Below are 12,465 nucleotides of genomic sequence, written 5' to 3'. Positions count from 1 at the left end.
CGGGCTTGTTCCCTGTCCGGGAGATCACCCCCCCGTCGGCGGGGCCGAGAAGTCGAACTGCGGGTCGCGTTCGCGTTTGGGCGTGGCGCCCAGGGTCCAGGTCAGGCCGATGAAGATGGCGCGGCCGCCGAACTGGCGTTCGCTGCGGTCGCGGAAGTTGACCGTTTCGGCCGTGGTGGTGTCGCCGAAGTTGTCCAGCAGGTCGCGGCCGGTCAGCTGGAAGGCCAGCTTCTCGGTCAGCTTGCGGCGGTAGCCGAGGTTCAGCATGCCGCCGGCCTCGCGCTTGCCCTGGGCGGTCAGGCCGTCGCCCTGGTAGAAGCCCGACAGCTGGACGAAGTCCTCGGCCGTCGGCTGCCAGCTGAGGCTGGCGCGGCCGCTGTAGACGAAGCCCTCGCGGTCGGCGGTGCCCGGCAGGCCGGAGGCGTCGATCTCCTGTTGGTAGAGATTGACGCTGGCGTTGTACTTCAGGGTCTTGGTGATCGGGCCGTTGGCGACCAGCTCGACGCCGTAGTCGCGGCGCGTGCCGATGTTCTCGGGCCGGGTCAGGAAGACGCCGCCTCCGATGTCGCTGGTGACGTCGGTGAAGGCCTTGTCGGTGTCCCGGAAATAGGCGGTGACCTGGTAGAAGGTCTGGCCGGCGCGCAGCTGCCACATCAGCTCGAAGGCGTCGGTTTCCTGGGGCTTCAGGTCGGGGTTGCCCGACCGCAGGTTCAGCGGATCCTGGTAGTTGACGAAGGGGTTGAGCAGGAAGGGCTGCGGACGCTGGATACGGCGGCTGTAGCTGGCCTTGATCTGCTGCTTGTCGGTGATCTGGTAGCCGACATGCAGGGTCGGGTAGGCGCGCAGGTAGTCCTGGTGGGTCTCGACGCCGGTGGTGACCAGGTTGAGGTCGATCTCGGCGTATTCGACGCGCAGGCCGGCCTGGGCCGACCACTTGCCGAACGGCCGCTCATAGGTGGTGTAGAGGGCGTGGACCGCCTGGTTGACGTCCAGCTCGTTGCTCAGGAAGGGGTCGAGGACCAGGGCGTTCGGGGCCGGGCCGCGGGCTGTGCCGTTGACGAAGCCGACGTCGCGGTACTCCAGCTCGTAGCCGGCGCGCAGCTTGGCGTCGTTCTCCATCGGCCGGACATAGCCGCTGGTGATGCCCAGGACGTTGAGCAGGAAGCGGTTGTCCGACTGTTCGTACAGGTCGGGGGCGCCGGGGACGTCGAAGTCGTAGCGGGCGCCGAAGGAGGGGTGGCCCTTGTTGTGGTCGTAGCGGATCTCGTTAGTCCACTCGTGGCCGGCGCCCTCGAAGCTTTTGACCGCGCGCAGGGTGGCGCCGAGGTTGTCGCCGGTGAAGGCGAAGTCGGTCTCGCGGCTGTAGCGGCTGGTGGTCACGCCGCCGGCGTTGACCGTCTCGTAGGTTTCCGTGCCGTCGCCCTCGTTGTCGATCAGGTTGCCACGGATTTCGGCGGTCAGGGCCAGCTTGGGGGTCAGGCGGTAGTCGAGGGTGGCGCGGCCGAACCAGACGCCAGCCGGGCCCTCGACATCCTGGATGGCGCGGGTGGTGGACAGGACGTCGCCGGTCAGCGGGTTGAGCTGCTCACGGGTGCGGTCGAAGTGCATCTCGCCGATGTCGTAGCGATAGCCGAGATCGCCCGAGAGGGTCAGCTTGTCCTTCTGGTAGTTGCCGCTGACCCCGAGGTTCCAGCGCTCGTCCTCGCCGACGTTGAGGCGCACAGAGCCGGTGAAGCTCTGGCCCTGTTTGGGGGCCGTGGGCTTGGTGATCAGGTTGATGACGCCGCCGGAGCCTTCCGGGCTGTAGGCGGCGCTGGGGTTGGTCATCACCTCGATGCGGCTGTACTGGTCCGCCGGCATCGACAGGATGGCCTGGGCGCGGCCGTCGCCGCTGAACACGCCGGACGGGCGGCCGTCGACGAGGATGGTGACGTTGCTATCGCCGCGCAGGGAGACGTTGCCTTGCGGGTCGACGTCGACGCTCGGGACGTTGCGCAGGGCGTCGGCGAGCGTGCCGGTCTTGGCCTGCAGGTCGTTGGCCAGGGAGTAGCTGGTCGAGTCGATCGAGGTGCGGACCTCGCTCGGCGCGGCCTTGATCTCGACGCCTTCGACGGTCGAGTCCTTGTCCTTCTCGGCCGGCTTGGCGGGGGCCGCGGCGGGCGCTTGGGCAAACGCGCCGCCGGCAAGAAGCGCGATGGCGCTGCCGAGCAGCAGGCTGGACCGGAACGACGACATAGGTAACCCCCAACAGGCAGGGGCGCGCGGCCCCGAAACTGGGCATTTCGCTATAGAAGCGGTGAGGGTGGGGGTAGTTACTTATTGGTCATGAAGCGTTTGGGCGCCGGACCTGTGCGAATTCTGCACTATTACTGCTCTGTCATCTTGTGGCGACTTTGTGGCGGCCGCTTAAGCTTCGGGGTCGTTCAGCCCGCAGTTGGGGCTGGTCCCGTCGTTCCGGCGCAGCATATCGACGTAGTAGGTCGACATCTGGGTCGAGCGGGTGATGGCGTCCTCGCTTTTGGGCAGCAGGGGCCTGACGCCGCCGGTCCAGGCGCTGGCGCAGACGGTGGCTTCCGTCTCGCCGGCGGCGCAATCCAGCAGGCGTTCGAAGGCCGTCCGCCAGAGGGTGAAGGCGGCGCGGTCCATCTTCGGGCCGTGGCCGGGGATCAGGGTGGTGAAGGGCGTGGCCTCGATCTCGGCCAGAGCCTTCTTCCAGCCCTCGGGACAGGCGGTGTCGAGGAAGGGGGCGGGCAGGGTGACGAGATCGCCGACGATCACCGTGCGGCTGGCCGGATCCCACAGCCAGAGGTCGGCGTCGGTGGCGGCGTTGGCGGCGATGCGGACGTTCAGTTGGCCGCGGCCGATGGTGAGTTGTCCCGGACCCTTGAGCACCACGTCGGGCCGGATCCAGTGGGGGTTGTCGATGGTGTTGACGTCGGCGGCGACGTCCCTGGCCAGGTCGCCCTGGAGGTCCCCGTTTTCCAGGGCGATGCGGCCACGCCGGCCGCTGTCGATCAGGAAGTCGCCGAACGCCCGCTCCATGGCGTTGGTGCTCCAGACCCTGGCCTTGGGAAAGGCGGCCTTGATGCGCGGATTGCCGCTGACGTGGTCGAGGTGCCAGTGGGTGTTGATGATGCCGACGATGGGCCGGCCCAGCGTCTTGGCTTTCGCGAGCACCGCATCGCTGTGGAAGGCGTGGCGGCCGGTGTCGACCAGCACCAGGCCGTCGGGCACGCCGATCAGCACGCTGTTGCCGTCCGGCTGACGGCCGGGAAGCAGGGAGCCTTCGACATAGTGGAAGCTGTCGGGCGCGGCGGCCGGCCTGGGTGCGCAGGCGGTCAGGGCGAGGACGGCGACGAGCGCCGGCAGAAAACGCATCAGCGGGCGCCGGCGCGGCGCAGGATGGCTTGCTGCATCAGGTCGACCGGCATGTCGGCCTCCGCCAGGATGGCGTCGCGGATCGCCCGCGGTTCGCCGAACAGGTGGCCCTGGCCGAAGGCCATGTCGAGGTCGAGGATGTCGACGATCTGGCGCTCGCTCTCGACCTTCTCGACGATGGTCTCGACGCCGTAGCGGCGGGTCAGGCGGGCGAAGTCGTTGGCGGCCAGATCGGGCAGGCTGCGGATGATCAGCCGGCCCTCGGTCTCTTCCAGCTGGTCGAGCAGCATCTGGGCGCCGACCTTGATGAACTTGATGTCGGCCCGGGCCAGGTCGTTGAAGTCGAGATCGAGGTCGACGACCTTGTCGAGGCTGAAGCGGAAGCCGAGGTCGGCCAGGCGGGCCATGTGGCGGGCCTCGACCGGGCCGCGCTGGTCGAAGGCGGCCTGGCCCAGTTCGAAAATCAGGGCCCCGGCCAGGTCCTTGTTGGCCGACAGGAACTCGAGGAACTGGGGGAAGAAGCTCTCGTCCGACAGGCTGCCCAGGCTGATGTTGCAGAAGATGCCGACCTTGCGGTCCTGGCGGGCCAGGCGGCGGACGATCTGCACGCAGCGGAACAGCAGCAGGTTGTCGATGGCGGCGACCAGGCCCATCGGTTCGGCCACCGACAGGTATTCGGCCGGCATCATGACGCGGCCGGTCTCGTCGCGCAGGCGGCTGAAGCTCTCGTAGAAGACGGTGCGGCGCTGGGGCAGGCTGACGATCGGCTGCAGGTAGAGGTCGACGCGGTTGTCGGCCAGGGCGTCGCGGACGGTGTCGAGCAGGGCGGCCGACTGCGGGGTGCGGCCTCTGGTGTGGCTGCGGGCGGCGCTGACCTGGTTGGTCAGCTGGTCTTCCAGCCGGTCGCTCATGCGCTGGACCAGGTCTTCGAGCTGGTGGACCTCGCTGGTCAGTTCCTCGGAGCGCTGCTTCGCCTCGACGGCGACGGTCTCGACGATCTCGCCGAGCTTGGCATCGACCTTTTCCAGCTGGTCGGCGAGGATCAGGTTGGCTTCGCGCACGGCGCCGATCTCGTCGCTGAGCCGGGCGTTTTCCAGAGCCATGGCGATCAGGCTGTGGAAGGCGAAGCAGAGCCCCAGGGCGCCGATGAAGGTCGCCAGGCCGATGGCCAGGCCCGCCTCGCTGCCACGGCCGACCAGCACCGCCACCACGAGGGCAACGGTGATGTAGGATGCGGTGAGGAGCCCCAGTCTAAGCTTGCGCATTGGTCCACGCTGGCGAATCGCCGGTTCAGTATCGGCGAGCGGACATCATGGTGTCCAAGGTCTTAACGACGCATTGGGGATTGCTGAGAAGAATCTGTGCGACTCAATCGCATCGACACCGCGTCTTGCGCCTGATAACGGTTCGCAACTTTTGTCGGGATGGCGATGTCGAACGATTTCTCAGAGGCTCACGGCGGGAATGTCGAGTTGGCGGGCGTGCCCCTGGGCGCCGCGCCGGCCGGGCGGCCGGGCGTGATCGTGCGCGTGGACGGGACCCTGGCCGACGCCGGGGTGCTGGGGCCCGAGGAGCTGGAGCGGCGGCTGCTGGAGCTGGGCTTCGTCGAGGGGGCGCGGGTCGAGATCGTCGAGCAGGGCCTGTTCGGGCGCGATCCGATCGCCGTGAAGCTGGATGACATGCGGGTGGCGCTGCGCCGGCGCGAGGCGCGGGCGATCGAGGTGAAGTTTGACTGACGCAGTTCTGAATCCGGCCCGGCTCGCCCTGGTCGGCAATCCCAATTCCGGCAAGACCGCCCTGTTCAACGCCCTGACCGGCAGCCGCCAGAAGGTGGCCAACTACGCCGGCGTCACCGTCGAGCGGAAGGAAGGCCACCTGACCTCCGCCGCCGGGCGGAAGGTCAGCGTGCTCGACCTGCCGGGCACCTATAGCCTGCGCGCGCGCAGCCCGGACGAGGAGGTGACCCGCGACGCCGTGCTCGGCCGCCTGGCCGGGGAGCAGGAGCCGGACGTGCTGATCGCCGTGGCCGATGCGACGAACCTGCGGCTGGTGCTGCGGCTGATCCTCGAACTGAAACAGGTCGGCCGGCCGTTCGTGCTGGCGCTCAACATGTACGACATCGCCCAGAAGCAGGGCCTGCGGATCGATGTCGAGGGGCTGTCGAAGGAACTGGGCGTGCCGGTGATCACCACGGTGGCGACCCGCAAGCGCGGCATCGACGACCTGATCGCCGCCGCCGAGGCGCTGTACGAACAGCACGCCAACAACCCCAACGTCTGGCGCGAGCCGAGCGCCGCCGAGATCCGCGCCGCCCATGGCGAGGCCCAGCGCATCATGCGCACCTATGTGAAGCCGGCCGAGCGGCCGGACACCTTCACGGGCAAGGTCGACGGGGTGCTGCTGCATCCGGTGATCGGGCTGGCGGTGCTGTTCGCCCTGTTGTTCGTCATGTTCCAGGCGGTGTTCACCTGGGCCGGGCCCCTGGCCGACCTGCTGGAGGCGGCGGTGCTCGGATTCGGCGGGCTGGTTGCGAGGGTCATGCCGGACGGCCTGGCCCAGAGCCTGATCGTCGATGGCCTGATCGTCGGGGTCGGCAGCGTGGTCGTCTTCCTGCCGCAGATCCTGATCCTCTTCCTGTTCATCATCATCCTCGAGGACACCGGCTACATGGCCCGGGCCGCCTTCCTGATGGACAAGCTGATGGGCGCCGCCGGCCTGCACGGGCGAACCTTCCTGCCCCTGTTGTCGTCCCTCGCCTGCGCCATTCCCGGCATCATGGCGACGCGGGTCATCGACCAGAAGCGTGACCGGCTGACCACCATCCTGGTGGCTCCGTTGATGACCTGTTCGGCCCGGATTCCGGTCTATGCCCTGATCATCGCCGCCCTCATTCCCAATACGAAGGTCTGGGGCTGGGTCAGTCTGCAGGGGCTGGTGATGTTCGGCCTCTATGCCATCGGCATCATCTCGACGCTGGTCGTCAGCTTCGTCATCCAGCGGCTGTTCTGGCGCACGCGCAGCGAGCCCTTCATGATGGAGATGCCGGCCTACAAGACGCCGGACGCCGCCTTGGTGCTGCGCCAGCTGTGGCAGCGGGCCTGGATCTTCATCGAGCGGGCCGGCCGGATCATCCTGCCGTTGATGGTGCTGGTCTGGATCCTGTCGACCTTCCCCTATCCGCCTGAGGGCGCGACGGGGCCGGCCATCGACTACAGCTTCGCCGGCATGATCGGCCACGCCATCCAGCCCCTCCTGGCGCCGATCGGCTTCAACTGGGAAATGTCGGTGGCCCTGATCCCCGGCATGGCGGCGCGCGAGGTCGCGGTGGCGACCCTGGGCACCATCTATGCGGTGGGCGATGTCGAGGGCGCCGGTCTGTCGGTGCTGGAGGGTATTGTGCGGACCCGTTGGTCGCTGGCCACGGGCCTGTCGTTCCTGGCCTGGTACATCTTCGCGCCGCAGTGCGTGGCGACCCTGGGGGTGGTCAAGCGCGAGACCAACAGCTGGACCTGGCCGGCGGTGATGTTCGTCTACATGCTGGCCCTGGCCTACCTGGCCTCGTTCCTGACCTACAACGCCGCCGTGGCGCTGGGCTGGGGTTAACGCGGTCGGGGCTGACCGCAAAAAGGCCTTGGATTGGCGGTTCAGACGCGGCAGATCGCATATCCGACCGCGTCTGAAGGACCCTCGCGTTGAAGCTGACCAACCTGCCCGCCCTCGCGGCCATCCTGATCGCCGCCCTGTTCGGCGCCCTGCCCGCCGCCGCCGCGACCAGGGTCCCGGTCTTTGCCGAAGGCATGGCGCTGGGCGATCCCAAGGCGCCGGTGACGCTGCAGGCCTATCTGTCGTTCGGCTGCTCGCACTGCATCGACTGGTACGACCAGACCTTTCCCGCGCTGAAGCGCAAATACATCGACACCGGCAAGGTCAGATTGGTGGTGGTCGAGATGCGGGCAGGCCACGCCAACCTGGCGCAGGCCGGCGCCATCGCCGCCCGCTGCGCGCCGAAGGACCAGTATTTCGCCGTCGCCGAGGCCCTGTTCCAGACCCGGCCCCGGCTGCTCAAGGGGCGGAACGACAAGGACGACTACGACCAGCCACTGCTCAACACCGAGGCCTGGGCCGAGGAAGCGGTGACCAGGGCCGGCATCGACCTGAAGGCCTGGAAGGCCTGCAACCGGGACGCCCAGCTGACGGCCTTCGAGGCCCGCATGGAAAAGGCCATCAAGCAGTTCCCCGGCTACGAGGGCGGCACGCCGATGTTCCTGTTCAACGGCGTCGAGGGCGAGGCGGCGACGCTGGACTGGGCCGAGTATTCGATCAGCAAGGCCAGCAAGGCGGCCGGCAAGCCGCTGACCACGGCCGACAGCTATGACCTGTTCTGCGCCGGCGGCCTGACCCGCCCCGGCGGCGGCGAGCCCGAGGCCTTCGAACAGCGCTGGAGCCGTCAGGGGACGCTGTGGCGGCTGACGCGCGGCGGACCCGAGGACAAGGGCGCGGCGGCGGTGATGGAAGCGGGCGCCCAGGTGCTGAGCGACGGCAAGCGCAGCTATCTGCTCGACGCCAAGGGCGATCTGAAGTTGAAGGATGGCGGCGGCGACACGCTGGACGCGGCCTGCGTTCAGATCGTGCCGACGCCTTTTCCGGGGTAGTTGGTCCAACTGGTTGGACCAACTTGCGGGCTTGTGCTAGGATCGCCTCATGACGATCCAGATGAACATTGCCGAGGCCAAGGGGAAGCTCTCCGAACTCGTCACCCGCGCGGAAGCGGGCGAAGAGGTCGTGTTGGCGCGCAACGGCAAGGTGGTGGCAAGGATTGTCCCCACGACCGTGACTCCGAAGGGCCCTCGCAAGCTAGGGGTCTGGGCCCATCTGGGGCCGCTTGAAGATCCCGATCTCTTCCTGCGTCCCGATCCGGAAATGGAAGCTTGGCTCGAGGCGTGGGAAAAAGCGCCGCTCTGCCCAGAATGAAGCTGCTACTCGACACCCACGTGCTGATCTGGGCGGCGAGGGCTCCGGATTTGCTCAGCGAGTTGGTCCAGAATCTCCTGATAGACCGCGACAACGAGTTGCTCGTCAGCGTGGTGGCGGCCTACGAAATCGAACTCAAACGGGATCGCGATCCGGACATTGCCGTCTTGCCTGCGCAGCTGACGCCGATGCTGCAGCAACTGGATATGGACTGGCTGCCCCTGACCGACCGCCACGCCGCCTTGGCCGGCATGCTGCCGCGCATTCACGGCGACCCGTTTGATCGCTTCATGATCGCGCAGGCGAGGATTGAGGAAGCGACACTGGTGACCAAGGATCGAATGATCCCGACCTACGGCATTCCGACGCTCTGGTAGCGCTTAACGCGTCGGGACCGGCGTTTCGCCGCGGTAGTCGTAGAAGCCGCGGTTGGACTTGCGGCCCAGCCAGCCGGCCTCGACGTACTTCACCAGCAGCGGGCAGGGGCGGTACTTGGAGTCCGCCAGCCCTTCGTGCAGCACGTTCATGATGCTCAGCACGGTGTCCAGGCCGATGAAGTCGCCCAGCTCCAGCGGGCCCATCGGGTGGTTGGCGCCCAGCTTCATGGCGGTGTCGATGCTCTCCACCGTGCCCACGCCCTCGTATAGGGTGTAGATGGCCTCGTTGATCATCGGCACCAGCACGCGGTTGACGATGAAGGCCGGGAAGTCTTCGGCGTTGGTGGTGGTCTTGCCCAGGCTGCGGGCGAAATTGACCGCCGTCTCATAGGTATCGACGTCGGTGGCGATGCCGCGGATGACCTCGACCAGCTTCATCAGCGGCACGGGGTTCATGAAGTGCAGGCCGATGAACCGCTCGGGCCGGTCGGTCGTCGAGGCCAGGCGGGTGATCGAGATCGAGGAGGTGTTGGAGGCCAGCAGGGTGTGTTCGCCCAGGTGCGGCGCCAAGTTGCGGAAGATCGCCTTCTTGACGTCCTCGTCCTCGGTGGCCGCCTCGATGGCCAGGTCAGCGGCGCCGATCAGGGCGACATCGTCGGTGTGCTTGATGTTGGCCATGGCCGGGGCCACGGCGGCGGCGTCGATGATGCCGCGGGCCGCCTGGCGGCTCATGTTGCGCTCGATGTTCTCCAACGCCGCAACGATGCGGGCCGGGTCGAGATCGTGCAGACGCACCTCGTAACCCGCCAGGGCGCAGACATGGGCGATGCCTGAGCCCATCTGGCCGGCGCCGATCACACCCACCGACTTGATTTGCGTCATCGACGACACTTTCAACACGGGCCCATCGAGAGGGCCGCTCATTCCGGGTCGGACCTTCTAGCACACCCTGCGGCGGGTTCGCCAAGTCCTTTGCTGCAATGCAGCGAAAGCCCAGGATAATTAAGGGTTTGTCATGTCACGGGGGCGTGTCCGACGTTACCAAGACTTAATCCCCCCGTCCGCATCCGTTCGCATATCCCGTGTCCTCTACCCCTGTGTAGACGGCGCGAAAGCGTCGGAAATTTCCTCCCCCGGAAGCAAACGAAGGACCTTGTCATGAACCGCATCATCCCCCTCGCCGGCGCCCTTTTGATCGCCGTGGCCGGCGCCTCCGCCGCAAACGCCTCCGCCGGCTCGGACGCCTGGGTCGCCAAGACCAAGGCCGCCCTGCAGGCCAAGGTCGAGGCCGCCGGCCTGGCCGACGACGGCAAGACCGTGAAGATCCGCCTGCGTCTTGGCTCGAGCGGCGCCGACAGCGTCACCATCGCTGAAACCAGCGGCTCGACCGACTTCGACACCGCCGTGAAGAGCGCCGCCAAGGACACGGACGTCGCCCGTCCGCCGTCCGACCTGGTCGGCCGCACCGTGACCTTCACGCTCGGCCAGCCGTAATCGGCGACTGAACAAACGTCGGCCGACGGCCAAGGCCTCAGGCCAAGGCCGGCGTTTCTACGGGGAGGGGGTCTGGGGCCCCCTCCCCGTTTCGTTTTCAGGGCGTACTGTCGCGCCCGGCCTCGGACAGCAGCCAGTCCCGCAGGGCCAGGATGCGCGGCAGTTTGGGCGAGTCCGCCCGCCAGACGAAGTGGTAGTCGGCGTTGGCCCGCACCTTCCCCTCAAGCGGCCGCACAAGCCTGCCTTCGGTCAGTGCCTGCTGGGCCAGGAATTCGCGGGCCAGTGCGACGCCCAGCCCCTGCATCGCCGCATCGACCAGGACGGCGGAATCATCGAAGGCCAGGCCGGCGCGCGGCGGCGGCGTTTCCAGCCCCTGGGCCGAGAACCACAGGTTCCAGGCATATTCGGTATGGGTCAGCAGCGGCACCCTGGCCAGGTCCTCGGGGCCGTTGATCGGATGGCGCGCGAGGAAGTCCGGGCTGCAGACCGGGAACCAGTGCTCGGTCATCAGATGGACCTGCTCGACGCCCGGCCAGGGGCCGCGCCCGTGGCGGATGGCGCAATCCACCCCGTCTGTCGTGAAGTCCGCCAGACGTTCGGCCATCTGAAGTTCGAGACCGCCGACCGCTTCGGGCATCCGGTGCAGGCGCGGGGCCAGCCAGCGGCCGGTCATGGCGTGGACGGCGCTGAGCACCAGGGGCGTGGCGCGGCCTTGCGCCTCGGCCTCGGCGACGCCGTCGCTGAGGATGCCGATCGCCTTGCGCACCCGGGAGGCCAGCTGTTTGGCGACGACCGTCGGCTCCATGGCGTTGCCGCGCCGGTGGAACAGGGTCAGGCCGAGCTCTGCCTCCAGGCGGCGGATCTGCTGGCTGACCGCGCCATGGGTGACGAACAGCTCCACGGCGGCGCGGCTGTAGCTTTTGTGGCGGGCGGCGGCTTCCAGGGTGCGCAGGGCGATGAAGGCGGGCAGGCGGGCCATGGCCAGTTGTTAGCGCAGCTCACATGTCAGTGCAAAACCTATCGTTCGCGGAACGGGGGTTGAGAGCGCATATCCGTTTCCGCGGCGCCGCTCTCCCCCAACCGCAATTGAAAGCTCGATCCGATGAAAAAACACCAACTCCTCGCCTTCGTGGGCGCAACCGTCCTGTCGGCCGCCTCCATGACCCTCGCTCACGCCGGCAGCGCCTCCGACGCCTGGATCGCCCAGACGCGCGCCGCCCTCGCGGACCGCATCGCCGCCGCCGGCCTGCACGACGACGGCAAGGCGGTCTCCGTCCGCCTGAACATCTCCGGCAGCCCCGGCGGCGACAGCCTGCGCATCGTCCGCTCCAGCGGCTCGGGCGACTTCGACGCCGCCGCCAAGGCGGCCGCCAGGGAGGTCGATCTCAAGCGGCCGCCGCGCGAACTGATCGGTCGCACTGTGACCTTCACCCTCGGCGACCCGGCTGCCGGCCCCTCCGACGTCGGCGCCCGCTAGGGCTGAAGCGCCGGCGGGACGGAATCGGGCCCGTCCCGCCGGCACACCGGTTTGCCCGAATTGACGAGCCCTTCCCGGAAGCGGGGAGGGTTTCGTTTGTTCAAGGGGTCGCCTCGGGGCCACCTTCTCCCGCGAGGGGAGAAGGGACACTCACGGCGGCTTTGCTCGCATGCCAAACCCCTTGCATCTCAAAATCATTTCGCCTATTTCTGTCATAACAGAAATGGGCGAAATGCCATGCAGATCACCCCCGCCATGCGCCGCTACGTCCTCCACTGGGGCGAGATGGGTCAGCGTTGGGGGGTGAACCGCACCGTCGCCCAGATCCACGCCCTGCTTTACCTGGCCGAAGAGCCGCAGAACGCCGAGCAGATCGTCGAGGCGCTGGGCGTCGCGCGGTCGAACGTCTCGACCAGCCTCAAGGAATTGATGGGCTGGGACCTGATCAAGCTGGTCCATCTGGAGGGCGACCGCCGCGACCATTTCGCGGCCCGCACCGACCCCTGGGACATGCTCGAACTCATCGTCGAGGGCCGCAAGCGCCGCGAGATCGACCCGACCCTGGAAATGCTCAACGCCTGCGTGGCCGAGGCCGAGGGTGACAAGGCGACGCCTCCTTACGCCCGCGAGCGGCTGAAGACCATGCAGGGCTTCCTGGTCCAGCTCGACGGCTGGCACCGGCAGATGCGGGATGTGCCCAGGCCCACCCTGATCAAGCTGATCGCGCTGGGCGGGCGTATCGCCAAACTCATCGGACGTTAGAGGAGG

At 67.6% G+C, this 12,465-nt stretch carries 13 protein-coding genes; 8 read left to right on the top strand and 5 right to left on the bottom strand.

Features of this window, described 5'->3' with window-relative positions; genetic code table 11:
- Positions 1–24: 24 nt before the first annotated feature.
- From AC2YG9_RS03795 to tipF, 3 genes are all read right to left on the bottom strand, one after another.
- On the bottom strand, positions 25–2,235 hold the full coding sequence (locus AC2YG9_RS03795) for a TonB-dependent receptor domain-containing protein (protein ID WP_487296586.1): 2,211 nt from the start codon (positions 2,233–2,235) through the stop codon (positions 25–27).
- 171 nt (positions 2,236–2,406) lie between these two features.
- Positions 2,407–3,378 carry an MBL fold metallo-hydrolase gene (locus tag AC2YG9_RS03790; protein ID WP_487296585.1) on the bottom strand — a complete coding sequence of 324 codons (972 nt, stop codon included), beginning with the start codon at positions 3,376–3,378 and terminating at the stop codon, positions 2,407–2,409.
- Complete coding sequence (gene tipF, locus AC2YG9_RS03785) at positions 3,378–4,643, bottom strand: flagella assembly cyclic-di-GMP phosphodiesterase TipF (protein WP_487296584.1); 1,266 nt, start codon at positions 4,641–4,643, stop codon at positions 3,378–3,380. Before tipF ends, AC2YG9_RS03790 begins: the two co-directional genes overlap by 1 nt.
- 165 nt (positions 4,644–4,808) lie before the next feature.
- On the opposite strand from tipF, the gene AC2YG9_RS03780 reads away from it, so the two are divergent.
- The 5 genes from AC2YG9_RS03780 (at position 4,809) to AC2YG9_RS03760 (ending at position 8,726) form a co-directional block, all read left to right on the top strand.
- Complete coding sequence (locus AC2YG9_RS03780) at positions 4,809–5,114, top strand: FeoA family protein (protein WP_487296583.1); 306 nt, start codon at positions 4,809–4,811, stop codon at positions 5,112–5,114.
- Complete coding sequence (feoB, locus tag AC2YG9_RS03775; protein WP_487296582.1) at positions 5,107–6,981, top strand: ferrous iron transporter B; 1,875 nt, start codon at positions 5,107–5,109, stop codon at positions 6,979–6,981. Before AC2YG9_RS03780 ends, feoB begins: the two co-directional genes overlap by 8 nt.
- A gap of 89 nt (positions 6,982–7,070) precedes the next feature.
- Entirely contained in the window at positions 7,071–8,030 is a 960-nt protein-coding gene (locus AC2YG9_RS03770) for a thioredoxin domain-containing protein (RefSeq protein WP_487296581.1), read from the top strand.
- Positions 8,031–8,079: 49 nt separating this feature from the next.
- A complete protein-coding gene (locus AC2YG9_RS03765) occupies positions 8,080–8,349 on the top strand; it encodes a type II toxin-antitoxin system Phd/YefM family antitoxin (protein WP_487296580.1) in 270 nt (89 codons plus the stop codon).
- Complete coding sequence (locus tag AC2YG9_RS03760; RefSeq protein WP_487296579.1) at positions 8,346–8,726, top strand: type II toxin-antitoxin system VapC family toxin; 381 nt, start codon at positions 8,346–8,348, stop codon at positions 8,724–8,726. The genes AC2YG9_RS03765 and AC2YG9_RS03760 overlap by 4 nt, the downstream gene beginning before the upstream one ends.
- 3 nt (positions 8,727–8,729) lie before the next feature.
- Here AC2YG9_RS03760 and AC2YG9_RS03755 read toward each other — a convergent pair whose 3' ends face one another.
- Positions 8,730–9,608 (bottom strand): 3-hydroxybutyryl-CoA dehydrogenase, encoded by an 879-nt coding sequence (locus AC2YG9_RS03755; RefSeq protein WP_487296578.1) that lies wholly within the window; start codon positions 9,606–9,608, stop codon positions 8,730–8,732.
- 276 nt (positions 9,609–9,884) lie between these two features.
- Between AC2YG9_RS03755 and AC2YG9_RS03750 the strand changes: the two genes are divergently transcribed.
- On the top strand, positions 9,885–10,220 hold the full coding sequence (locus AC2YG9_RS03750; protein WP_487296577.1) for a TonB C-terminal domain-containing protein: 336 nt from the start codon (positions 9,885–9,887) through the stop codon (positions 10,218–10,220).
- Positions 10,221–10,317: 97 nt separating this feature from the next.
- Here the strand turns inward: AC2YG9_RS03750 and AC2YG9_RS03745 are convergent, their stop codons facing one another.
- Positions 10,318–11,199, bottom strand: coding sequence for a LysR substrate-binding domain-containing protein (locus AC2YG9_RS03745; RefSeq protein ID WP_487296576.1), 882 nt, complete (start codon positions 11,197–11,199; stop codon positions 10,318–10,320).
- Positions 11,200–11,322: 123 nt separating this feature from the next.
- On the opposite strand from AC2YG9_RS03745, the gene AC2YG9_RS03740 reads away from it, so the two are divergent.
- Positions 11,323–11,697, top strand: coding sequence for a TonB family protein (locus AC2YG9_RS03740; protein ID WP_487296575.1), 375 nt, complete (start codon positions 11,323–11,325; stop codon positions 11,695–11,697).
- Positions 11,698–11,934: 237 nt separating this feature from the next.
- A complete protein-coding gene (locus AC2YG9_RS03735; protein WP_487296574.1) occupies positions 11,935–12,459 on the top strand; it encodes a GbsR/MarR family transcriptional regulator in 525 nt (174 codons plus the stop codon).
- The last annotated feature ends 6 nt before the right edge of the window (positions 12,460–12,465 follow it).

It is taken from the genome of Caulobacter sp. SRI_014, from assembly GCF_057586315.1.
Note: the sequence above shows the minus strand (reverse complement) of the source record. Positions and strands in the feature narration are given on the sequence as shown.